Origin of the sequence: Limnohabitans sp. (assembly GCF_031539175.1) — a bacterium.
Classification (GTDB): Bacteria; Pseudomonadota; Gammaproteobacteria; order Burkholderiales; family Burkholderiaceae_C; genus Limnohabitans.
Map to the genome: position 1 here is coordinate 1 of NZ_JAVKLQ010000073.1, position 23,328 is coordinate 23,328.

The window sequence follows — 23,328 nt, forward strand, 5'->3', positions numbered from 1 at the left end:
ATCTCTCTCAAAAGCTAATTTCATTTAGGAATTGCCAAGAGTTGTGCGTCGCACACGTGTGTCGGTTTGTTTTTGATTTTTAAGGATAGTCACCATCGCTACAGAATTTCGCGACCGCCGCCAGCGCGAGGAACGCAAACACCGCCTTAACCGGGAAATCATGGTCCCGGAAGTCCGCCTTTCAGGTCCTGACAACGAACCTCTCGGTATCGTGAGCTTGGCTGATGCCTTGCGCATGGCCGGTGAGATCGACGTTGACTTGGTTGAAATTGCCGCCACGGCTGTGCCGCCGGTGTGCCGTTTGATGGATTACGGTAAGTTCAAGTACCAAGAGCAAAAGAAGGCTGCCGAAGCGAAGTCCAAGCAAAAGGTCATCGAGGTCAAGGAAATCAAGTTCCGTCCCGGTACCGATGATGGTGACTACAACATCAAGATGCGCAACATCAAGCGCTTCTTAGATGATGGTGACAAATGCAAGATCACGCTGCGCTTTCGTGGCCGCGAGATCACGCATCAAGAAATCGGTATGGCGCTGTTGCAGCGCATCCGTGATGAGTTGGCGGACCTGATCGTTGTTGAGCAGTTCCCCAAACTCGAAGGGCGTCAGATGATCATGATGATCGCGCCCGGTAAGAAGAAATCAGGTGGCGCCGCCAAACCTGCTGCAGAAGCTGCTCCGGCAGCGTCTGCATAAAAGGCGACGCAGATTAGTGTCTCGGGGCTTACAAGACTACGCACCCTGCGTAGGCGCCTCGCGAGCACAAATTAAAGGAGCATCTAAATGCCCAAAATGAAGACCAAAAGCAGCGCTAAAAAGCGCTTCCGCGTTCGTCCAGGCGGTACCGTTAAACGCGGTCAAGCCTTCAAACGTCACATCTTGACCAAGAAGACGACCAAGAACAAGCGTCACTTGCGTGGTGCAGTGAATGTGCATGAGACCAACATGGGTCACATGGCGCAAATGCTGCCCAAGTGCGGCCTGTAATTAACTGACGAACAAGGAGAAAAAATATGCCTCGCGTTAAACGTGGTGTTACGGCCCGTGCCCGTCACAAAAAAGTTCTGGCTTTAGCCAAAGGTTTCCGCGGTCGCCGCGGTAACGTCTTCCGCATCGCTAAACAAGCGGTGATGAAGGCCGGTCAATATGCTTACCGCGATCGCCGCACTAAAAAGCGCGTGTTCCGTCAGCTGTGGATCGCTCGTATCAATGCTGCCGCACGTCAATGCGGTCTGACATACAGCCAATTTGCCAACGGCCTCAAAAAGGCAGCGATCGAAATCGACCGCAAGATGTTGGCCGACTTGGCCGTTCACGACATGGCTGCTTTCACCAGCATCGTGAATCAAGTCAAAGCCAAATTGGCCGCTTGATAGCCAAGGGTTAACCACCCACGAGTAAAGGGGTTGGGGCTACACAGCTTCAATCCCTTTTTTGTTTTCTCCGCTCCCCGAATTTTTCAATGAAATAACTTTCATGATGAGGGGAAAATTGGAATCATCAAAGTTATGAACGAGTTGGATTCTCTGGTCGCCAGTGCCCAGGCCCTGTTTGCACAAAGCACCACACCGGCTGATCTTGAAAACGCCAAGGCCCAGTTCTTGGGCAAGTCAGGCCGCATCACCGAGATGATGAAGGGCATGGCCGCATTGAGCGTCGAAGAAAAGAAATCGACAGGTGCCGCCATCAACGTGGCCAAGCAAGCGATTGAAGCCGCGCTCACCGCACGCCGCCAAGCCTTGGCCGATGCCGAACTCGAGACCCAACTCAAAGCCGAAGCCTTGGATGTGACCTTGCCCGGCCGCGCCCGCATGGCTGGCGGTTTGCACCCCGTCACGATCACGCTTGAGCGCGTCGAAGCCATTTTTGGCTCGATGGGTTTTGAAGTGGCCCAAGGCCCAGAGATCGAAACAGACTGGTTCAACTTCACCGCGCTCAACACGCCTGAAGACCATCCCGCACGCTCCATGCACGACACCTTCTATGTGGAGGGTGGCAGTGCCGAAGCGCCCAACTTGCTGCGCACGCACACCAGCCCCATGCAAGTGCGCCATGCGGTGCAACACGTCAAGCGCTACCAAGCGCGTTTGGATGCCGGTCAAGGCATGCCCGAAATTCGCGTCATCGCGCCAGGCCGCACGTACCGTGTGGACAGCGATGCCACGCACTCACCCATGTTCCACCAATGCGAAGGCTTGTGGATTGGCGAGAACGTGAGCTTCAAAGACCTCAAAGTGGTCATCACCGATTTCTGTCGCACCTACTTTGAGAGCGACGATTTGGTGCTGTGCTTCCGTCCCAGCTTTTTCCCATTCACAGAACCCAGCGCTGAGATTGACATCCAGTTCCAGAGCGGCGCTTTGGCGGGCCGTTGGCTTGAAGTGGGTGGCTCAGGCCAAGTGCACCCGAACGTGGTGCGCAACATGGGCCTGGACCCTGAGCGCTTCATTGGCTTTGCCTTTGGCATGGGCATGGACCGTTTCACCATGTTGCGTTACGGCGTGAACGACTTGCGCTTGTTCTTCGATGGCGACATTCGCTTTTTGAGCCAGTTCCAATAACTTCACGCACACACGAGATTCATCATGCAATTCCCCGAATCCTGGTTGCGCGAATTCTGCAACCCATCCCTCACTACCCAAGAGCTGGCCGACACATTGACGATGGCCGGTTTGGAAGTGGAAGAACTCCAGCCCGTTGCACCGCCTTTCACAGGCATCGTTGTCGGTGAAATCAAAGAAGCCGTGCAGCACCCAGACGCTGACCGCTTGCGCATTTGCCAAGTGGACGTGGGGCAGGGCGCGTTGCTCAACATCGTGTGCGGTGCACCCAATGCACGCGTCGGCATCAAGATTCCATGCGCCACTGTGGGCGCAGAGTTGCCACCCGGTGAAGACGGTAAACCTTTCAAAATCAAAGTGGGCAAGCTGCGTGGCGTGGAAAGCCAAGGTATGTTGTGTTCCGCCAAAGAACTCAAAATTGCGGACGACAACGGCGGTTTGCTTGAGTTGCCAGCCGATGCACCGTTGGGGCAAAACATCCGCGAGTACTTGAACCTTGACGACACCTTGATGACGCTGAAGCTCACGCCCAACTTGGCGCATTGCTTGAGCGTGTACGGTATTGCTCGCGAAGTGTCTGCACTCACTGGCGCACCGTTGAAGTCGCCCGTATTCCCAGCCGTTGCTGCGACTAATGCCGACACCTTGTCTGTGAAAATCAGTGCCCCCGATTTGTGCGGCCGTTTCTCTGGCCGCGTGGTGCGCGGTGTGAACACCCAAGCGCAAACACCTGCATGGATGGTGAACCACTTGGCCCGTTGCGGCCAACGTAGCGTGAGCCCCTTGGTCGACATCTCTAACTACGTGATGTTTGAGCTGGGCCGTCCTTCGCACATTTTTGATCTCGACAAAATTCAAGGTGGCTTGGATGTGCGTTGGGGCAAAGCGGGTGAGCAGCTCAAGCTTTTGAACGGCAACACCGTGACCGTGGATGACAAAGTGGGTGTCATCGCTGACGCGCATCAAGTTGAGTCACTCGCCGGCATCATGGGCGGCGACACCACGGCGGTGAGCGACGATACGCAAAACATTTACATCGAAGCCGCCTTCTGGTGGCCGTCAGCCATTGCAGGCCGCTCACGCCGTTTCAACTTCAGCACCGATGCTGGCCACCGCTTTGAACGTGGTGTCGACCCCGAGCTGACGGTGGAGCACATCGAGCGCATCACCCAGTTGGTGATCGACATTTGCGGCACGCCCAATACAACAGTGGGCCCGATCGACGACCAACGCGTCAACATGCCTGTGGCCAAACCTGTCACGCTGCGCGTGGCACGTGCAGAGAAGGTCATTGGTATGCCGCTGACCCAACAACGCGTGGCGGATGCGTTGCGCGGTTTGGGCTTGCCTGTGACCGAAGAGCATGGTGATGCCACCTCCGGTGGCGGCACTGTCACCGTGCAGCCCCCATCGTTCCGTTTCGATTTGCAAATCGAAGAAGACCTGATCGAAGAAGTGGCGCGCATGGTGGGTTACAACAACCTGCCCACCACACCACCTTTGGCCCCCATCACCGCCAGCGCTTGCCAAGAAGCGCAGCGCAGCCCACACGCTTTGCGCCATCAGTTGGCGGCTTTGGGTTACCAAGAAACCATCAACTACAGCTTTGTGGATGAGCGTTGGGAACACGAGTTGGCAGGCAATGCCAACCCCATCAAATTGCTCAACCCCATCGCCAGCCAAATGAGCGTGATGCGCTCCACCTTGTTGGGCTCTTTGCTCAACGTGGTGAAGTTCAACGTGGACCGCAAAGCTTCACGCGTGCGCGTATTTGAGTTGGGCCGCGTGTTCCACAAAGATGCTTCCGTGCAAAACACCGACACCACCGTGCAAGGGTTCGATCAGCCCATGCACGTGGCAGGCATTGCCTTTGGCAGCGCAGCACCTTTGCAATGGGGCACCAAAGAACAGGCCGCAGACTTCTTCGATGTGAAAGCGGATGTCGAAGCCCTGTTGGCTCCTGCTGTGCCGCAGTTTGAAGCGGCAGAACATCCCGCTATGCACCCCGGCCGCTGCGCCAAGGTGTGGGTGAACGGTCAAGCCGTGGGCCATGTTGGTGAGTTACACCCACGTTGGCGTCAAAGCTGGGACTTGGCACAAGCTCCGGTGATGTTTGAACTTTTGCTCGATGCGGTGTTGCAACGAGCCGTGCCCAAGTCCACCGGCGTGGCCAAATTTTCGAACGTCGAGCGTGACATTGCTGTGATCGTCAAAGACAGCGTCACGCACGCCCAATTGATGGCTGCGGTGCATGCCGCACCCACGCAAGGCTTGCTGCGTGCAGCAGTGCTCTTTGATGTGTATCGCCCTAAAGCGGACAACGCCGCGATGGCTTTGGACGAGAAAAGTCTGGCCGTGCGTTTGACGCTCAACAGCGATGAAGCGACCTTGAACGAGGCTCAAATTGAAGGTGTGGTGAAAGCTGTGCTGGATCAATTGACCACGCAAGTTGCAGCGCGCTTACGTGCTTGATGCACGCGCTTTAAAGTCAAACCCTATGGAAATTTCTTTCGAGAGCCTAGAAACTCCTGCGTTGACCAAAGCGCAGTTGGCCGATTTGTTGTTTGAACAAATCGGTCTCAACAAGCGCGAGTCCAAAGACATGATTGACGCTTTTTTCGATCTGATCGCGAAGAGCTTGGTCGAAGGCACGGATGTGAAGATTTCCAGTTTTGGGAATTTTCAAATTCGCACCAAAGCACCGAGGCCCGGTCGCAATCCCCGTACCGGCGAAGCGATCCCGATTGAGGCCAGAAGGGCCGTGACATTTCATGCCAGCCACAAGCTGAAAGAACAAATCCAAGGCGACACACCTTCTAAAGTTGATGCATGAAGACAAAAGAGGCCTGACAGGGCCTCTTATTTATTGCCTAAGCGCAATGCCCTATGATTCGCGTGCCTATCTTCGTGTAACCTCTACGCTCCCATTTACAAGCCACTGATTTCATGGAGAAAACCCTCCCCCCCATTCCAGCAAAACGCTACTTCACCATTGGTGAAGTGAGTGAGTTGTGTGGCGTCAAGCCACACGTGCTGCGCTATTGGGAGCAGGAGTTCACGCAACTCCGTCCAATGAAGCGCCGTGGCAACCGTCGTTATTACCAACACCATGAGGTGTTGATGATTCGCCGCATTCGTGATCTGTTGTATGACCAAGGGTTCACCATCAGCGGCGCACGCAACAAGTTGCAAGAGTTGGTGCAGGTCGAGCGTGATCGCCGCCGTTTAGACAGCGATTCTTTGATTGATGTGGATTTGGCCGATGACGAGGGGTTGGAGGCGCATTTGGTCGTCGATACCTCTTATTCGGACACGTCACCGCTGTTGGCCGTTGGGTTGGGTGACGATACCTTGCAAATTCTTCGCAAAGAACTTGCACAAATTCGTGAAATGCTCGCAGAGCCTCTCTGACTCGCGTTATAATTTTTCTCTGATTCGGTGTGTGGCGCAGCCTGGTAGCGCACTTGCATGGGGTGCAAGGGGTCGAAGGTTCGAATCCTTTCACACCGACCAAAAATGACAAGGGTTAGTAGCGTCAAGCTACTAACCCTTTTGTCTTTTCTGGACCTACGCACAAATCATTCAATGTCATTTGATGCGACCCAGTGCTCGTGCAAGAATGATATGTGTGTTTTCACACACTTGATCTGTTCCTTTAGTGCCCTGTGGCAGGCGCACTTAAATTTAAGAAACCCCTCCATGTCAACTCCCCGCTTTGTTTGTTCTTCGCATGCATTGAGTCGTTCATCTCATGTCGGTCTTTTGCATTGGGCCGTTGCTGCTGCTGTTTTATCTTTGGCGGCCTGTGGCGCAAAAGATGGTGAATCGATGTCAGGACCAGGCAAGACACCGCCGCCCCCCGCGGTGGGCGTGGTGACGGTGGCAGACCAAGTGGTGGCATTGCAAACCGAATTACCGGGCCGTGTCAGTCCCGTGCGGGTGGCGCAAGTGCGCGCCCGTGTGAACGGGGTGGTGTTGAAGCGTTTGTTCCGCGAAGGCAGCGAAGTCAAGGCAGGGCAGGTTTTGTACGAGATCGATGCTGCGCCTTACCGCGCCACCGCCGACAGTGCCCAAGCCAGTGTGGCCAAAGCCCAGGCCAATTTGGACCAAGCCAGCGCGCTGGTCACGCGTAACCAGCCACTGGTTCAAGAAAATGCCATCAGCAAACAAGACTTTGCGACTTTGGTGACGAACCAAAAGCAGGCCGCTGCTGATCTGGCTGCGGCACGCGCTGCCGCGACGTCCGCCGACATCAACTTGGACTACGCCACCGTCCGAGCCCCCATTTCTGGCCGCATTGGCCAGTCGCTGGTCACAGAAGGTGCATTGGTCAGTCAAAACGAAGCCACGGCTCTGGCGGTCATTCAACAGACCGACACGGTCTATGTCAACTTCACCCAGTCCAGTGCGGATGTGTTGCGCTTGCGCAAGGCGATCGCCGCCAAGCAGATGCGCAGCAAAAGCGATGGCTCCGTGCCCGTGCGGGTGATTTTAGAGGATGGCAGTGAGTTGCCGCGTTCAGGCAAGCTGCTGTTTGCCGACCTGACCGTTGATGCAACGTCTGGCCAGATCACCTTGCGCGCCGAGGTGCCCAATTCGGATGGGCTGCTGTTGCCCGGCCAGTATGTGCGTGTGCGCTTGTCGCAGGCCGAGCTGCCGTCAGGTATTTTGTTGCCCCAGCAAGCGGTCACGCGCACGGGGCAAGGGGACACCGTCTTGGTGGTGGATGCGGATGGCAAGCCAGCACCGCGTCCGGTCACCGTGGGGGGCGAGCAAAACAACCAATGGGTCATTTTGAGTGGCTTGCAAAAAGGTGAGCAAGTCATTGTGGATGGTTTCCAGAAAATGATGGTCCCTGGCATGCCAGTCAAACCTGTGCCGTGGACGCCATCAGGCGCCGAGCCAGCGGCCACTGCAGCATCGGCCCCCGCACCATCTGCTTCAGCGCCTGCCGCTTCACGCAAATAAGGGGCTCACACCATGGCCCGATTTTTTATCTATCGCCCCATCTTTGCTTGGGTGATTGCCTTGTTCATTTTGGTGATGGGCGCTGTGTCGATCACGCAGTTGCCGATCTCTCAATACCCCCCAGTGGCGCCACCGTCGATCGTGATTACGGCGGGTTACCCAGGCGCCTCGGCGCAGATCTTGGAAGACAGCGTTTTCAGCGTCATCGAGCGCGAGATGAACGGCTCGCCCGGCATGATCTACATGGAGTCTGTGGCACAGGCCAATGGCACGGGCACCATCACCATCAGCTTCGAGCCCGGGACCAATCCCGATTTGGCGCAGGTCGATGTGCAAAACCGCTTATCGCGCGCGACACCACGTTTGCCTGCTGCCGTCACGCAGCAGGGGGTGCGTGTTGAAAAAGCACGCTCCAACTTTTTGCTCTTCACCATGCTGTCGTCAGACAACCCTGACTTTGACATCATCGCGTTGGGGGACTACGCCTCGCGCAACGTGTTGCCCGAAATTCAGCGTTTGCCCGGTATTGGCCAAGCTCAGTTGTTTGGCACCGAGCGGGCCATGCGCATTTGGATCGACCCAGCCAAGCTCAATGGCTATAACCTTTCTGCTGCCGACGTGAACGCAGCCATCCGACAGCAAAACGCGCAGGTGTCTTCCGGCGCAATTGGCGATCTGCCCAACCTCACAGGGCAATCGATCGCCGCGACCGTGTTGGTCGATGGGCAGCTGAGTTCGGTGGCGCAGTTTGGCCAAATCGTGTTGCGCGCCGGCGTGGATGGTTCTACGGTGCGCCTGAAAGACGTGACCCGCATTGAGTTGGGCGCTCAAACTTATGCCACTTCGGCGCGTTTGAATGGCAACCCTGCCGCAGGCATTGGCGTGCAACTCTCGCCGACCGGCAACGCGATGGCTGCTGCCAAAGCGGTACGCACGCGCATGGCTGAGTTGGAGCGCTACTTTCCCAAAGGTGTGCATTGGTCGATTCCTTACGACAGCTCACGCTTTGTGAAGATTTCTATTTTGCAAGTGGCCGAAACCTTGGTCGAAGCCGTGGTGTTGGTGTTCTTGGTGATGTTTTTGTTCTTGCAGAACTTCCGCTACACCGTGATCCCGACCATCGTGGTGCCGGTGGCGCTGATGGGCACCTTTGCGTTGTTGCAAACGCTGGGTTTCTCGATCAACGTGTTGACGATGTTTGGCATGGTCTTGGTCATCGGCATCGTGGTGGACGACGCCATTGTGGTGGTGGAAAACGTCGAGCGCATCATGAACGAGGAAGGGCTGCCGCCGCTCGAAGCCACGCGCAAAGCCATGGGGCAAATTTCAGGTGCCATCATTGGTATCACCGTGGTGCTGATTGCTGTGTTTGTGCCGTTGGCTTTCTTCAAAGGTTCGGTGGGCAATATTTACCGCCAGTTCTCAGCGGTCATGGTCAGCTCCATCGGCTTTTCAGCTTTCTTAGCCCTGTCGCTGACACCCGCTTTATGCGCCACCTTGCTCAAGCCTGTGCAAGCAGGACATGCGCATGCCAAGAGCGGATTTTTCGGGCGCTTCAATCGCGGTTTTGCGAGCACGGCGCACCACTACGAAGGCTTGGTGGCACGCATGCTGCAACGTGCTGCGCGTTACTTGATCGTGTATGTCGCCATCATCGGCGCGGTGACGGTGCTCTACATGCGCCTGCCCACGTCTTTCTTGCCCAGCGAAGACCAAGGCAATTTGTTGGTCAACGTGCAATTGCCCCCAGGTGCTACGCAGCTGCGCACACTGTCGGTGATGCAGCAAGTCGAAGGCTTCATCCTCAAGCAGCCTGAGGTTGAAAGCATGGTGAGCGTGTTGGGCTTTAGCTTTTCGGGGCAGGGCCAAAACGCGGCTTTGGCCTTTGTGACGCTCAAAGACTGGAGCGAGCGCTCTGGGCCAGAACATTCGGCCCAAGCGTTGGCGGGACGTGCATTTGGCGCGTTGATGGGCATTCGGGATGCCTTTATTTTCCCGTTGAGCCCGCCGCCCATTCCCGAGTTGGGCACAGCTTCGGGCTTCACCTTCCGTTTGCAAGACCGAGGCGGCAAGGGCCACGATGCGTTGGTGGCCGCACGCAATCAACTGATGGGTTTGGCCTCCAAGAGCCCTGTGTTGACCCAAGTTCGCCCTGACGGATTGGAAGACGCGCCGCAACTGCAAATCGACATCGACCGCGACAAAGCCAATGCCTTGGGTGTGAGTTTTGACGCCATCAACACCGTGATTTCGACCGCGTTGGGGTCGGCCTACATCAACGACTTCCCCAACCAAGGACGCTTGCAGCGGGTGATCGTGCAAGCCGATGCCACATCACGCATGCAGCCTGAAGACATTCTTCAAATGAATGCGCCCAACGCCCAAGGTAAATCGGTTCCGTTGTCGGCGTTTGCCAAGGTCCGCTGGGTCAAAGGGGCCATGCAAACCGTGCGCTACAACGGCTATCCCGCCATGCGCATTGGGGGATCCGCCGCACCTGGCTACAGCTCCGGTGCGGCCATGGCCGAGATGGAGCGCCTCATGACCCAATTGCCCGAAGGCTTTGCGTTTGAATGGACGGGGCAGTCGCGTGAAGAAATGTTGGCAGGCTCCCAAGCCTTGGTCTTGTATGGCTTCGCGATTCTGGCGGTGTTCTTGTGTCTCGCGGCCTTGTACGAAAGTTGGTCCATTCCGTTGGCCGTCATTTTGGTTGTGCCCTTGGGCGTCTTGGGCGTGCTGCTGGCCACGGTGCTGCGCGGCTATGCCAACGATGTGTACTTCCAAGTGGGCTTGATCACCATCATTGGTCTGTCGGCCAAGAACGCGATTTTGATCATTGAGTTTGCGAAAGACCTTCAGGCCCAAGGTAAAACCGTGGTGGAGGCCGCCTTGCAAGCGGTGCATCTGCGTTTCAGGCCGATCGTGATGACCTCGCTTGCTTTCGTGCTCGGTGTGTTGCCCCTTTTTGTCGCGACGGGTGCGGGCTCGGCCAGTCAGCGGGCCATTGGCACAGGGGTGATTGGTGGCAGCGTGATTGGCACGTTGTTGGCCTTGGTCTTCGTTCCCATTTTCTTTGTGGTGGTTCGTACTTTCTTTAAGGGGAGTGAACGGCAGCACCAGTTTGATCTGGCCCATGATCACCAGCGCGAGGCAGATCGCCATGAATAAAGCCCTCTTTTTCTCTTTCGCTCAAGCGTCAATCAAGCGGTTCCCTGTGCGCACGCTGCGCCTCCTCAGTGGGGCCTGTGTGGCCGCAGGCCTGCTGAGTGCTTGCAGTTTGATTCCAACCTACGAGCGCCCAGCGGCTCCTGTGCCTGCGCAGTACCCAGGCGCGACAAGTTCGGTCGGGCAGGGCACCGCGCTGGCGGCGTCTGACATGCCTTGGCAAGATGTGTTCAAGGATGAGCGCCTGAAGCGATTGATCGCCTTGGCCTTGGAGAACAACCGCGATTTGCGCATGGCCATGCTCAACATGGAGCAGACCCGCGCGCAGTGGCAATTGCGTCGTGCCGATGAATTGCCCACCATCAACGCGGGCGTCACGGGGGCGCGAAGCACCACAACCACCGGCATCAGCAGCACGTACAGCGCTGGATTGAGTGTGGCGCCCTTGACCGCATTTGAGCTCGATGTGTTTGGCCGTGTCCGTGCCTTGAGTCAGGCTGGGCAAGCGCAATGGCTCGCGAGTCAAGAAGCGCGTCGGTCTGTGCAGATTGCATTGGTCAGCTCGGTTGCCAACACGTACCTGAGTTTGATCACCGACGACGCGTTGCTGCGCTTGGTCGAGGCCACCTTGGCCACGCGGGAAATGTCTTTGCATCTGACGCAGCTGAAGTTTGAGCATGACTCGGCCTCTCGGCTGGACCTCAACCAAGCGCAGTCTTTACTCGAAGCCGCCAAAGTGGCGCAGGCGCAACTTCAGCGCCAACGGGCACAAGACGAGAACGCTTTGATGTTGCTGGTTGGTCAAGCGTTGCCCGCTGACTTACCGGCAGGCTTGCCGTTGACGGCGAGCAGTTTTGTGGCCGAAGTGCCCTCGGGGTTGCCGTCTGATTTGCTGATTCGCAGACCCGATGTCCGCCAAGCCGAACAGCTGTTGATCGCGCAGCATGCCAACATTGGCGCAGCCCGAGCTGCCTTTTTCCCACGCATCACGCTCACGGGAAGTGCCGGCATTGTGGGCAATGATTTGGGGCAACTTTTCAACGTCGGCTCGCGTGGTTGGACGTTCACCCCGCAAGTGTTGCTGCCCATTTTTGACGGCGGTCGCAACCAAGCCAATCTCGATGTGGCCAAAGTGGGGCGCGATATGGCCGTGGCGCAATACGAGAAAGTCATTCAAACCGCTTTCCGCGAAGTGGCCGATGCGCTGTCCGCCAGGACCACTTTCGATGAGCAACTGCGTGCCCAAAAGGCCATCTTGGCGGCTGAAGAATCGCGCATGGCCTTGATGGCATTGCGTGACCGCCAAGGTTTGGCCAATGCCTTTGACGTGCTCGACGCCCGCCGGTCTTTATTTGCGGCGCAGCAAGCGGCCTTGCAAACGCAGGCGCAGCAACTGCAAAGCGTGGTCACCCTTTATAAAGTTTTAGGTGGTGGGTGGACCGAGCCGGCCTTGGTCGGGTTGAAGTAACGCGAAGATCCTCCGCATAAACCCTAGTGTTTTCGAGCGTGGTTTCACAAACTTCGTGAGTAAACTGATTATGTTTTATAACAACGAAGAGACGCTTTTATGCACTTCATGGTTTTCTTAGCGCGGGTGTTTGCCATCCTCGCAGGTGTTTTATTGACTTTCATCACCCTGATGACCTGCTACAGCATTGTGGGGCGTGAGTTTTTGGGCTCTGCTTTGCTGGGAGATTTTGAGCTTTCGGGGGCAGCCACGGGGGCCGCCATCGGTCTGTTTATGCCTTGGTGTCAAGCCAAGCGCGGCAACATCATTGTGGATTTTTTCACTGCCAAATGCTCAAACGCTAGCAATGAAGTGATGGACCGTTTTGGGGCCTTGCTGCTGTCGTTGTGCTTTGCCCTTTTGGCATGGCGCACGGCGCTTGGCGGCATGAGCGCCTACGCTTCCAATTCAGGCACGATGATTTTGGGCTTTCCAGAGTGGATCGTGTTTGCCGCGATGGTGCCACCTTTTGTGTTGACCAGCCTGATCGCTTTGGGTCAAGTGTTTATGGGCTTTGATGACGAGTTGGGAGAGTCAGCATGAGTAGTTTTGAAATTGTCGGTGCCATCTTTGGCATCATGCTGGTCTTGATGGCCGTGCGCGTGCCGATTGCCGTTTCCATGTTTTTAGCGGGCGGTTTTGGTTATGTGTTGCAAACCGGTTGGATGCCATTTGCTAATTTTTTGAACAACCAAGCCTTTGCGCGCTTTGCCAGTTACGACTTATCGGTCATTCCGTTGTTTATTTTGATGGGGCACTTTGCGACGCAAGGTGGCATCAGTAAAGCCTTGTTTGATTTTGCGGCCGGCGTGATGGGGCGCTTCAAAGGTGGCTTGGCCATGGCCGCTGTGCTGGCGTGTGCCGCATTCGGCGCGATTTGCGGTTCATCGGTGGCCACCGCTGCCACCATCACAGGCGTCGCCTTGCCAGAGATGAAGCGTCACGGTTACTCGGGGCGCTTGGCCACCGGCACCTTGGCCGCTTCTGGAACCTTGGGTATCTTGATTCCCCCATCTGTGCCGCTGGTTATTTATGCGATTTTGACAGAGCAAAACATTGCGAAGTTGTTTGCTGCAGCCATGGTGCCAGGCATCATTGCGATGTTGGGCTACATGGCAGCCATTGCTATTTATGTTCGTTTGGTACCAGGTCATGCGCCTGAAGTGAACGACGAGTCTTCAGGCGTTACTTTGGCGTCCATCAAAGGCGTTGCACCCATCATGGCAATTTTTGTGATTGTCTTTGGTGGCATCTACACCGGTATGTTCACGCCCACCGAAGGTGCTGCTGTCGGTGCTGCCAGTACCTTTGTGGCGTCGTTGTTCAAAGGCGAGATCACTTGGGCCAAGTTCAAGCAGTGCTTCTACGCAACGGCTGATAGTTCAGCGATGATCTTTTTGATCTTCATTGGTGCGGACTTGATGAATGGTGCATTGGCCTTGTCGCAAGCGTCGACGCAGTTGTCCGCCTTGATTTTGAATTTAGGCTGGACACCGTTGTGCGTGATTGCTGGCATTTTGGTGTTCTACGTGTTGTTAGGTGCGGTGATGGATGAGTTGTCCATGATCTTGCTGACGATCCCAATTTTCTTCCCCATCGTGATGGGCTTGGACTTTGGTATGCCCAAAGAGTCCGTGGCGATCTGGTTCGGCATCTTGGTGCTGATGGTGGTCGAGTTCGGGCTTTTGGCGCCACCTGTGGGCTTGAATGTCTATGTGGTCAACGGCATGGCCAAAGATGTGCCGATTGCCGAGAGCTACCGCGGTGTGATGCCTTTCTTGGTCAGCGATACCGTGCGCACCTTGCTGATTTTGTTCTTCCCCGGCGTGTGTCTGTGGCTGGTGGCTTTGATTACCTAATCAGCCTTCAGAGGCTTTAAGCAGACGTAAAAAAGGAGGCCTAGGCCTCCTTTTTTGATGCCTCAAACGGGTGACGTTTGAGGCGTGTTCAAGTCAGATCACTTGGTGTATTTGGCGATCAAGGCTTGTGCTTCGTGAACCAGTTCAGCGCCGTTGGCACCTTTCTTGTCCATGTCCGCGATCCACTCGTTGCTCAGACTGGCCGATGCACGCTTCCAGTTGTCCAACTCAGTCTTAGGGATGACGGTGATGGTGTGACCCCCTGCGACCATTTTGGCTTTGCCGGGAATGTCGTTATCCGCTTGGGTTTTGCCCAAGAACGCAGACAGTTCGCGACCAGAGTTTTTGTCGATGACTTTCTTCAAGTCAGCAGGCAAAGACTCATACTTGGCCTTGTTCATGGGCACCACAAACACAGTCGTGTAGAGGGCGTTTTCCGAACGGTCGGTCTCTGCGGTGTAGCGGGCCAGTTCTTCGATCTTGAGTGTTTGAGCGACTTCGTAAGGAATCACAGCACCGTCGATCACGCCTTTTGACAATGCATCGGGCACAGCAGGCACGGGCATACCCACAGGCGTCGCACCCATGCTCGCTAAGAGCTTGGTGGTCAAGCGGGTTGGACCACGCAATTTCAAGCCTTTGATGTCGGCCATCGTCTTGATTTGCTTTTTAGCGGTGAAGATGTTTCCAGGGCCATGAACGTGCATCGCCAACACCTTGACGTCTTTGAACTCGTCTTTGGCAAACTTCTCGTAATAGTCCCAAGTGGCGCGGCTGGTGGCCTCGGCATTGGTCATCATGAAGGGCAGCTCGAACACTTCCATTTTTGGAAAACGGCCTGCTGTGTAGCCAGGCAGTGTCCACACCACGTCAGCCACGCCATCACGGGCTTGGTCAAACAATTGAGGGGGGGTGCCACCCATTTGCATGGCTGGATAAATTTGACACTGCAAGCGATCTTTGGAGTCACGGGCGATGTTGTCACACCATGTACGCAGCATTTTGGTGTGCTGAATCGATGTGGGGCCTAAAAAGTGGTGCACTTTCAAGGTGATGGTTTCAGCATGGGCGGCAACACCGGCGCTCAAAATGGCGGCGGCAATGGCTGCGCGCTTAAATACGTGGGTCATCTCATGGTCTCCGTTGGAAAATTTACGTGTTCATATTAATCCGACCGAGCGGTCGGTTAATTAAGGGAAAACCCACCGGCACGTGGGTTCAGGTGATGTCAACGTGGTGTACACCAAATTTGCCGGTCTTGGCATCGGCGAAGTAATGCTGCAAGGTTTCTTTGACGGTACGAAAGGCGATCTCGTCCCAAGGCACTTCGTGTTCAGCAAACAAACGCGCTTCGATGGTTTCGTGACCTGGGTCGAACTGGTCGCTGGTGAGTTGGGCGCGGTAGAAAAAATGCACTTGACCCACGCGCGTGACGTTCATCAAGGTGAACAAGTCTTGCATTTCAAACTGCGCGCCCGCTTCTTCGACGGTCTCGCGCGCAGCGCCTTGTGCCACGGTTTCGCCCAGCTCCATGAAGCCCGCAGGCAAGGTCCATTTGCCAAAGCGAGGCTCAATGTTGCGTTTGCACAGCAGCACTTTGTCGCCCCACACGGGTACCGTGCCCACCACGTTGAGTGGATTTTCGTAATGGACGGTGTGGCACGCGGTGCATACAGCGCGTTCGCGCGTGTCGCCGTCATCGGGCAGGCGGTAAATGACCGCACTGCCGCAGGCTTTGCAATGTTGAATCTGAGGGCGATGCAGCATGAGCTTGGTGTTGTTAAGCCACGCGAACGGTGAGTTCGCCCAGCCCCGCCACAGCGCCCACCATCGTGTCACCGGACACCACCGCATTCACACCTTCTGGGGTGCCGGTGTAGATCAAGTCGCCGGGTTGCAGTTCCCATGCGGCAGACAAGTGCTCAATGGTTTCTGCCACGTTCCAAATCAATTGGCTGATGTTGCTGCGTTGGCGGTCTTGACCGTTGACTTGCACATAAATCTCAGCGTTCATCACGTCGCCAGCTTGTTCGGCGGGGGTGATGGGGCCAATCGGTGCGCTGAGGTCAAAGCCTTTCCCAATGCACCAAGGGCGGCCTTGCTTTTTCATCTCGCCTTGCAAGTCGCGGCGCGTCATGTCCAAGCCCACGGCGTAGCCATAGATGTGGTTCAGTGCATCGGCGGCCTTGATGTTTTTGCCACCTTTGCCAATCGCGACCACCAATTCAATCTCGTGATGCAGATTTTTGGTCAAACTGGGGTAGGGCATGACGCCGGTTTCGCCTGCATTGACCACCACCAAAGAGTCTGTGGGCTTCAAAAAGAAGAAGGGCGGTTCACGACCGGTGAAGCCCATTTCTTTGGCGTGTTCTTCGTAGTTGCGGCCCACGCAGTAAATGCGGTGCACCGGAAAACGTTCGGTTTTGCCAACAACAGGCACAGATGCCAAAGGAGGGGGTGTGAACAAGTAGCTCATGGATGGGGTCTCGCGGGTTGGGTGTGTGAATCAGTCGGAAGACTTGGCCACCAAGGTGAAGTGCTCGACGACCGGTGCCTGGGCGAAGAACGGGCCCACGATGGCGCGCCATTCGGCAAAGGCTGCGGATTCACGAAAGTCCACGGTGTGGTTTTCGAGCGTGGCCCAGAAAATTTGCAGCACGTAGCGCTCTGGCGACTCAATGCCTCGGTTGATTTTGTAGCCTTCAAAGCCTTTGGCTTTGGAGATCACGGTCTCCACGCCACGCTGAATGGCTTCGTCAAATGCAGCTTGTTGGCCGGGCTGGATACGGATGTCGGCGAGTTCGAGAATCATGGTGGTGCAGCAAGTTGAAATGGGCTTCAAGTCTACCGCCCTCCATCGCGCTCGAGAGTCGTGTTCGCGATATCCTCAACGCCATGTCGCGACTTATCTCTTCTGCCAATGTGCCGGGCTCTGATGTTCTGCATCGCTCCTTGAACGCATGGTTGCCTGCAGGCGTTCATGCCCTGTGCACGACGCGCGAGGGCGGGGTGTCTCCCGCTCCGTTTGAGAGCTTCAATTTAGGCGACCACGTTCAAGATGATCCTGCGCATGTGGCTGAGAACCGCCAACGTTTAAAAGCCCGTTTGGGCGGCGCAGTCCCGATTTTTTTGCAACAAGTGCATGGCACGCAGGTTGTTGTGCTTGGCGAGGACACCCCACAGGGCACCGTTGCGGATGCTTGTGTCACCAGCCACGCAGAGGTGGCTTGCACCATCATGGTGGCCGATTGCTTGCCACTGCTGTTCACTGATGAGGGCGGGCGTGTCCTCGCTGCCGCGCATGCGGGGTGGCGTGGGTTGGCCGCTGGGGTGATCGAGCAAACGGTGCGCGCAATGTGTGCTGCCGTATCTGGGTCGCATGCGGTGGAGCCAGCTGCGTTGCGCGTTTGGTTGGGCCCTTGCATTGGTCCCGAGGCGTTTGAGGTGGGGCCTGAGGTGCGTGAGGCGTTCGTGGCTCAGTCGTCTAGCGCGGTGGCATGTTTCAAACCACATCCCCTCAACACGGACAAGTGGCTGGCTGATTTGGCGGGCTTGGCACGTTTGCGCGTGCAGGCCTTGGGCGTTCAAACAGTTGCGGGCAATGACAGCACACCCGCTTGGTGCACCGTGACGCAGGCATCACAATTTTTTTCTTACCGACGCGATGGCAAGACGGGGCGATTTGCGGTCTGTATCTGGCGACACGCCGAAATTTAATCTTGGGCTTCGCGCTCAGCCATTTCTTTCGCTTTGATGGCGCGTTTGCGTGCAGGCGAGCCCATGATGTAGCCCACGACGCCCATGGGTACTGCGCCGTACAACACAAACGTGACGATGGCACCGAGCACGGTGCCGACGGGGCTGGTGGCTTCGGCCACAGCCATCATCAAGGCCACGTACATCCAAGCAATCAGAACTAAATACATCTAGGGGTTTTCTCTTGAGTTTGATATCTGTCAGAAATTCGAAGGTATTTCACTGACATACTGGTGACAGTTAATAAAACAGATGTGACTGTATGGGAGACTGGTGATGGATCAGAATTCGGCCCTGAAAAGCTTGAGTGACAGCTGGGCCAAAGCCCTGGCGTCGTTTCAAACGCTAGGTGCAGGTGAGGGGACGGCCCCAAGTTTGAGCTTTCCACCCGAGAAGCTCGAGGCCTTGCAAAAGCAATACATCAACGATGCCACCGCGCTGTGGAACCAGAGTTTGCATGGCAACCCTGTGGTCAAAGACCGGCGCTTCTCCGCTGAGGCGTGGCAGCACAACCCCATGGCCTCATTTGCGGCGGCTGCCTATTTGCTCAATACCCGCACGATGATGGCATTGACCGAGGTCGCAGACACCGATGCCAAGACCAAGGCGCGCATTCAATTTGCTGTCGAGCAATGGGCCGCAGCTTCGGCGCCCAGTAACTTTTTGGCTTTCAATGCCGATGCGCAGCAAAAGGCGATTGAGACCAAGGGCGAAAGTATTTCCAAAGGCATTCAAAACCTGTTGCATGACATGCAGCAAGGCCATGTGTCGATGACGGACGAGAGCTTGTTTGAGGTGGGCAAAAACGTGGCCACCACCGAAGGCAAAGTGGTGTTTGAAAACGAGTTCTTCCAACTTCTCGAATACAAGCCACTGACCGCCAAGGTGTACGAGCGTCCGTTCTTGTTGATTCCTCCCTGCATCAATAAGTTTTACATCCTCGATTTGCAACCTGAAAACTCGTTGATCCGCTATGCCGTTAGCCAAGGCCATCGCACCTTCGTGGTGAGCTGGCGCAACCCAGGCGAGTCCTTGCAGCACACCACCTGGGATGACTATGTGGAAGACGTGGCCATCAAAGCCATTGAAGTGACCCAAGAAATCGGCGGTGCCAAACAAATCAACGCTTTGGGCTTTTGTGTGGGCGGCACCATTTTGTCGAACGCGTTGGCCGTGTTGGCCGCACGCGGCAAAAAGCCCGTGGCCAGCGCCACCTTCCTCACGACATTGATTGATTTCAGCGACACCGGTGTGTTGGATGTCTTCATCGATGAAGCCTTCGTCAAATACCGCGAAGGCCAGTTCGCCAACGGCGGCTTGATGAAGGGCAAAGACATGGCGTCGACCTTCAGCTTCTTGCGCCCTAACGATTTGGTGTGGAACTACGTGGTGGGCAACTACCTCAAAGGCGAAACGCCCCCTCCGTTTGATTTGCTCTACTGGAACAGTGACGCGACCAACTTGCCCGGCCCCATGTACGCTTGGTATTTGCGCAACACGTACCTTGAAAACAACCTCATCAAGCCCGGCACCGCGAAGGTGTGTGGCACCACCATCGATTACCGCAAGGTGGACATTCCCGTCTACATCTACGGCTCGCGTGAAGACCACATCGTGCCGATTGGCGGCTCTTATGCCAGCACCCAAGTGTTCCCCGGCAAGAAGCGTTTTGTCATGGGCGCGTCAGGCCACATCGCGGGGGTGATCAACCCACCCGCCGCGAAGAAGCGTTGCTACTGGACGGGCAGCGAGACCACGTTTCCGAAAGACGCACAGCAATGGATCACCAAAGCCAAAGAGCATGCGGGCAGCTGGTGGCCTGACTGGGCGGATTGGCTCAAAGCACATGCTGGCAAGCAAATTGCTTCGCCTAAAACCTATGGCAAAGGCAAATACAAAGCGATTGAGAACGCACCTGGCCGTTATGTCAAAGAGCGCGCCAGCAACTAATTCCCTGATTTTTTAAAACAACTGGAGACCTCCATGGAAGACATCGTCATCGTTTCAGCCGCTCGCACCGCTGTGGGTAAGTTTGGTGGATCGCTCGCCAAAATTGCAGCCACCGAGTTGGGCTCTATCGTCATTCGTGAAGCTTTGGCGCGTGCCAAGCTTGACCCCGCATTGGTGGGTGAAGTGATCATGGGTCAAGTGCTGGCCGCTGGTGCAGGTCAAAACCCCGCACGCCAAGCCTTGATGAAATCTGGCATTCCTAACGCCGTTCCTGCTTTGACCATCAATGCCGTGTGCGGCTCCGGTCTCAAGGCGGTGATGTTGGCCGCACAAGCGGTGGCCTATGGCGACAGCGAGATCGTGGTGGCCGGTGGCCAAGAAAACATGAGTGCTTCAGGCCACGTGCTGTTGGGGTCGCGTGATGGCCAACGCATGGGCAACTGGAACATGATCGACACCATGATCGTGGACGGTTTGTGGGATGTGTACAACCAATACCACATGGGCATCACCGCTGAAAACGTGGCCAAAGCCCACGGCATCACCCGCGATATGCAAGACGCCTTGGCGCTGGCCAGCCAGCAAAAAGCATCTGCGGCGCAAGACGCTGGCAAGTTTGCCGACGAGATCGTCTCGGTCGGCATTCCTCAGCGCAAGGGTGACCCTGTGATGTTCAACACCGACGAATACATCAACAAAAAAACCAACGCCGAAGCCTTGGCCGGTTTGCGCCCCGCGTTTGACAAAGCCGGTTCTGTCACGGCTGGTAACGCCTCTGGCATCAACGACGGCGCAGCGGCGGTGGTGGTGATGACGGCTAAAAAAGCCGCCGCCTTGGGCCTGACGCCTCTGGCGCGCATCGCGGCTTTCGGTACCAGCGGCTTGGACCCTGCCTTGATGGGCATGGGGCCTGTGTCTGCCTCGCAAAAAGCCTTGCAACGCGCTGGCTGGAAAGCGTCGGACGTGGACTTGTTCGAACTCAACGAAGCCTTCGCCGCACAAGCCTGTGCCGTGAACCGAGCCCTCGATATCGACCCCGCCAAAGTCAACGTCAACGGTGGTGCGATTGCCATTGGTCACCCCATTGGTGCATCCGGCTGCCGCATTTTGGTGACTTTGCTGCACGAAATGCAGCGCAGCAATGCCAAAAAAGGCTTGGCCGCGCTGTGTATTGGCGGCGGCATGGGCGTGTCGTTGGCGTTGGAACGCGCTTAAACATTCGACCCCTTGAACTGAATTTTTCACATCACTCATAACTAAGGAGACAAAAAATGAGCCAAAAAGTAGCGTACGTCACAGGTGGTATGGGCGGCATCGGAACCGCGATTTGCCAGCGCCTGCACAAAGAAGGCTTCAAAGTGATCGCAGGCTGCGGCCCAACGCGTGATTTCAACAAATGGCTGGATGAGCAAAAAGCGTTGGGCTACACGTTCTACGCATCGGTCGGCAACGTTGGCGATTGGGACTCCACCGTCGAAGCTTTCGCCAAAGCCAAAGCTGAGCATGGCCCCATCGACGTGTTGGTCAACAACGCCGGTATCACCAAGGACCGCATGTTCTTGAAGATGACCCGCGAAGACTGGAGCGCGGTCATGAGCACCAACCTCGACTCCATGTTCAATGTGACCAAACAAGTCGTGCCCGACATGGTCGAGCGCGGCTGGGGCCGCATCATCAACATTTCGTCGGTGAACGGCGAAAAAGGTCAAGCGGGTCAAACCAACTACTCGGCTGCCAAAGCCGGTATGCACGGTTTCTCGATGGCTTTGGCCCAAGAGCTGGCCACCAAGGGCGTGACGGTCAACACCGTGTCGCCTGGCTACATCGGCACCGACATGGTCAACGCCATCCGTCCTGACGTGTTGGAAAAGATTGTGGCGACCGTGCCCGTCAAACGTTTGGGTAAGCCCAGCGAAATCGCGTCCATCATTGCGTGGATGGCCAGCGAAGATGGTGGTTACACCACCGGCGCTGACTTCGCCGTGAACGGTGGTTTGCACATGGGCTAAGCCTGTGTGGCACCCATGAAAAAGCCCGCTATCAAGCGGGCTTTTTCACGCCGGGTTGAACCGTTTATTTGTCGAGCTTGACCATTTGCATGGCGGAGGCAATCAGGCCAGACACTTCGGTCATGTTGCTGGGCACGATGAGTGTGGTCTTGGCGTCAGACGCCACCTTGCCATAGGCCTGCACCGCTTGCTCGGCCACTTTGAGTTGTACCGCTTGCTCGCCGCCGGGTTGGCGAATGGCCGCTGCAATGCGCTCAATCGCTTGGGCGGTGGCATCGGCCACGGCCGTGATGGAGGCGGCTTCGCCTTGCGCTTTGTTGATGGCGGCTTGTTTCTCGCCTTCAGAGCGCGCAATGAAGGCCTCGCGCTCGCCTGTGGCGATGTTGATTTGCTCTTGGCGACGACCTTCGGAGGCCGCAATCAAGGCGCGCTTTTCACGCTCTGCCGTGATTTGCGACTGCATCGCGTGCAAGATTTCTTTGGGCGGCGTGAGGTCTTTGATTTCGTAGCGCAGCACCTTCACGCCCCAGTTCAGCGCCGCTTCGTCGATGGCGGCCACCACTTGGGCGTTGATGATGTCGCGCTCTTCAAAGGTTTTGTCGAGTTCGAGTTTGCCAATCACGCTGCGCAAACTGGTTTGTGCCAACTGTGTGACCGCCATGATGTAGTTCGACGAGCCGTAGCTGGCCAAACGCGGATCGGTCACTTGGAAATACAAAATGCCGTCGACTTGTAACTGCGTGTTGTCACGCGTGATGCAAATCTGGCTGGGCACATCCAAGGGAATTTCTTTCAGGCTGTGCTTTTGAATGACGTTGTCAATGAACGGCACCACAAAGTTTAGACCCGGGGTGAGGCTGGCATGGTATTTACCCAAGCGCTCGACCACCCAAGCGTTTTGTTGAGGCACGACTTTCACCGTCTTGACGATGAACAAGACAGCAATGACAAGAAGGAGCAGGGCGATTTCCATAGCAGGACCTTTTTCAAAAACAAGCTTTAAATTTTTTCAAGCACCAAGCGGCTGCCTGTGATCTCCACAATCCGGTGCAGGCCGGGCGTGTGGGTGACGCTGTGGCTGGTGGCCTCCCACTGCGCGCCTCGGTGTTTGACATGGGTCATACCTTGGGCATCCCAAGCTTGGACATCCACTGTGGCGCCAATGTCGAGATGGATGTGGGTATCGGCGGCATCGGCGCCTGTGGGAGGGTGTTTGCTTTTGAGGTTCCACAGCACCACGCCCGCACCACCCACCAGTGCTGCCGTGATGACTTGTGCGGTCATCTCAAGCCCCGCATGCGCTGCCAATGCCGCGGCTGCCGCTCCCAACGACAACATCAGCAAATAAAAGGTGCCACTGAGTAACTCGGCGATCACCAAGGCCCCAGTTGCCATCCACCAAAAGGTTGACGCATTCATTGTTCAATCCCAGAAATGAGTTGTTTTGAATTCACGTGTCATTGTGCCCAAGTTCGCGAAGGCGAGGGCGGGATAATCGCAGCATGAATTTCCCCGATGCCTCGTTTTGGCGCACGTCTGTGGCGCCCATGATGGA

General features: G+C 56.2%; 22 protein-coding genes, 1 tRNA gene and 1 pseudogene. 17 read left to right on the forward strand and 7 right to left on the reverse strand.

Going from position 1 to position 23,328, the window contains the following annotated elements:
• The first annotated feature begins 85 nt into the window (after positions 1 to 85).
• The 13 genes from infC to RMS95_RS13545 all read left to right on the forward strand — a co-directional run bounded on the left by infC (position 86) and on the right by RMS95_RS13545 (position 14,058).
• Complete coding sequence (gene infC / locus RMS95_RS13485) at positions 86 to 694, forward strand: translation initiation factor IF-3 (protein WP_310646736.1); 609 nt, start codon at positions 86 to 88, stop codon at positions 692 to 694.
• An 87-nt stretch (positions 695 to 781) separates the two neighbouring features.
• A complete protein-coding gene (gene rpmI, locus RMS95_RS13490) occupies positions 782 to 985 on the forward strand; it encodes a 50S ribosomal protein L35 (protein ID WP_108282355.1) in 204 nt (67 codons plus the stop codon).
• A 26-nt stretch (positions 986 to 1,011) separates the two neighbouring features.
• Positions 1,012 to 1,371, forward strand: coding sequence for a 50S ribosomal protein L20 (gene rplT / locus RMS95_RS13495; RefSeq protein WP_108282356.1), 360 nt, complete (start codon positions 1,012 to 1,014; stop codon positions 1,369 to 1,371).
• 135 nt (positions 1,372 to 1,506) lie between these two features.
• The gene (gene pheS / locus RMS95_RS13500; protein WP_310646719.1) at positions 1,507 to 2,559 is read left to right on the forward strand and encodes a phenylalanine--tRNA ligase subunit alpha; all 1,053 of its coding nucleotides are present in this window, start codon (positions 1,507 to 1,509) and stop codon (positions 2,557 to 2,559) included.
• 24 nt (positions 2,560 to 2,583) lie between these two features.
• Positions 2,584 to 5,031, forward strand: a complete 2,448-nt coding sequence (gene pheT, locus RMS95_RS13505; RefSeq protein ID WP_310646720.1) for a phenylalanine--tRNA ligase subunit beta — start codon at positions 2,584 to 2,586, stop codon at positions 5,029 to 5,031.
• Between the two features lie 25 nt (positions 5,032 to 5,056).
• Positions 5,057 to 5,392, forward strand: coding sequence for an integration host factor subunit alpha (locus tag RMS95_RS13510; protein WP_104797733.1), 336 nt, complete (start codon positions 5,057 to 5,059; stop codon positions 5,390 to 5,392).
• Between the two features lie 113 nt (positions 5,393 to 5,505).
• Positions 5,506 to 5,970 (forward strand): MerR family transcriptional regulator, encoded by a 465-nt coding sequence (locus RMS95_RS13515; protein ID WP_310646721.1) that lies wholly within the window; start codon positions 5,506 to 5,508, stop codon positions 5,968 to 5,970.
• Positions 5,971 to 5,995: 25 nt separating this feature from the next.
• Positions 5,996 to 6,072 (forward strand) — tRNA-Pro (locus RMS95_RS13520).
• Positions 6,073 to 6,258: 186 nt separating this feature from the next.
• Positions 6,259 to 7,527, forward strand: a complete 1,269-nt coding sequence (locus tag RMS95_RS13525) for an efflux RND transporter periplasmic adaptor subunit (RefSeq protein ID WP_405023397.1) — start codon at positions 6,259 to 6,261, stop codon at positions 7,525 to 7,527.
• Between the two features lie 12 nt (positions 7,528 to 7,539).
• A complete protein-coding gene (locus RMS95_RS13530; RefSeq protein WP_310646723.1) occupies positions 7,540 to 10,695 on the forward strand; it encodes an efflux RND transporter permease subunit in 3,156 nt (1,051 codons plus the stop codon).
• Positions 10,688 to 12,160: an efflux transporter outer membrane subunit gene (locus tag RMS95_RS13535; protein WP_310646724.1), complete on the forward strand. Its 1,473-nt coding sequence runs from the start codon at positions 10,688 to 10,690 to the stop codon at positions 12,158 to 12,160. The genes RMS95_RS13530 and RMS95_RS13535 overlap by 8 nt, the downstream gene beginning before the upstream one ends.
• A gap of 99 nt (positions 12,161 to 12,259) precedes the next feature.
• Positions 12,260 to 12,742: a TRAP transporter small permease gene (locus tag RMS95_RS13540; RefSeq protein WP_310646725.1), complete on the forward strand. Its 483-nt coding sequence runs from the start codon at positions 12,260 to 12,262 to the stop codon at positions 12,740 to 12,742.
• Positions 12,739 to 14,058 (forward strand): TRAP transporter large permease, encoded by a 1,320-nt coding sequence (locus RMS95_RS13545; RefSeq protein WP_310646726.1) that lies wholly within the window; start codon positions 12,739 to 12,741, stop codon positions 14,056 to 14,058. The genes RMS95_RS13540 and RMS95_RS13545 overlap by 4 nt, the downstream gene beginning before the upstream one ends.
• A gap of 98 nt (positions 14,059 to 14,156) precedes the next feature.
• On the opposite strand, the gene RMS95_RS13550 is transcribed toward RMS95_RS13545, so the two are convergent.
• From RMS95_RS13550 to RMS95_RS13565, 4 genes are all read right to left on the reverse strand, one after another.
• A complete protein-coding gene (locus RMS95_RS13550; protein WP_310646727.1) occupies positions 14,157 to 15,188 on the reverse strand; it encodes a TRAP transporter substrate-binding protein in 1,032 nt (343 codons plus the stop codon).
• 88 nt (positions 15,189 to 15,276) lie between these two features.
• Entirely contained in the window at positions 15,277 to 15,825 is a 549-nt protein-coding gene (locus RMS95_RS13555; protein WP_310646728.1) for an NUDIX hydrolase, read from the reverse strand.
• A 13-nt stretch (positions 15,826 to 15,838) separates the two neighbouring features.
• Entirely contained in the window at positions 15,839 to 16,534 is a 696-nt protein-coding gene (locus RMS95_RS13560; protein WP_310646729.1) for a fumarylacetoacetate hydrolase family protein, read from the reverse strand.
• A gap of 30 nt (positions 16,535 to 16,564) precedes the next feature.
• Positions 16,565 to 16,870 (reverse strand): antibiotic biosynthesis monooxygenase, encoded by a 306-nt coding sequence (locus RMS95_RS13565; RefSeq protein WP_310646730.1) that lies wholly within the window; start codon positions 16,868 to 16,870, stop codon positions 16,565 to 16,567.
• Positions 16,871 to 16,953: 83 nt separating this feature from the next.
• On the opposite strand from RMS95_RS13565, the gene pgeF reads away from it, so the two are divergent.
• The gene (gene pgeF, locus RMS95_RS13570) at positions 16,954 to 17,775 is read left to right on the forward strand and encodes a peptidoglycan editing factor PgeF (RefSeq protein ID WP_310646731.1); all 822 of its coding nucleotides are present in this window, start codon (positions 16,954 to 16,956) and stop codon (positions 17,773 to 17,775) included.
• Positions 17,776 to 17,780: 5 nt separating this feature from the next.
• Here the strand turns inward: pgeF and RMS95_RS13575 are convergent.
• Positions 17,781 to 17,984, reverse strand: a pseudogene (locus RMS95_RS13575) (hypothetical protein); the annotation flags it as partial.
• Between the two features lie 106 nt (positions 17,985 to 18,090).
• On the opposite strand from RMS95_RS13575, the gene RMS95_RS13580 reads away from it, so the two are divergent.
• The 3 genes from RMS95_RS13580 to phbB are packed head-to-tail and all read left to right on the forward strand — an operon-like array spanning position 18,091 to position 21,773.
• Positions 18,091 to 19,764, forward strand: a complete 1,674-nt coding sequence (locus tag RMS95_RS13580) for a class I poly(R)-hydroxyalkanoic acid synthase (protein WP_310646732.1) — start codon at positions 18,091 to 18,093, stop codon at positions 19,762 to 19,764.
• A 33-nt stretch (positions 19,765 to 19,797) separates the two neighbouring features.
• The gene (locus RMS95_RS13585) at positions 19,798 to 20,979 is read left to right on the forward strand and encodes an acetyl-CoA C-acetyltransferase (RefSeq protein ID WP_310646733.1); all 1,182 of its coding nucleotides are present in this window, start codon (positions 19,798 to 19,800) and stop codon (positions 20,977 to 20,979) included.
• A gap of 56 nt (positions 20,980 to 21,035) precedes the next feature.
• Positions 21,036 to 21,773, forward strand: a complete 738-nt coding sequence (phbB, locus tag RMS95_RS13590; protein WP_310646734.1) for an acetoacetyl-CoA reductase — start codon at positions 21,036 to 21,038, stop codon at positions 21,771 to 21,773.
• Between the two features lie 64 nt (positions 21,774 to 21,837).
• Here the strand turns inward: phbB and RMS95_RS13595 are convergent, their stop codons facing one another.
• Together RMS95_RS13595 and RMS95_RS13600 are read right to left on the reverse strand one after the other, a co-directional pair.
• Entirely contained in the window at positions 21,838 to 22,746 is a 909-nt protein-coding gene (locus RMS95_RS13595; RefSeq protein ID WP_100131908.1) for an SPFH domain-containing protein, read from the reverse strand.
• Between the two features lie 26 nt (positions 22,747 to 22,772).
• The gene (locus RMS95_RS13600; RefSeq protein WP_310646735.1) at positions 22,773 to 23,192 is read right to left on the reverse strand and encodes an NfeD family protein; all 420 of its coding nucleotides are present in this window, start codon (positions 23,190 to 23,192) and stop codon (positions 22,773 to 22,775) included.
• Between the last annotated feature and the right edge of the window lie 136 nt (positions 23,193 to 23,328).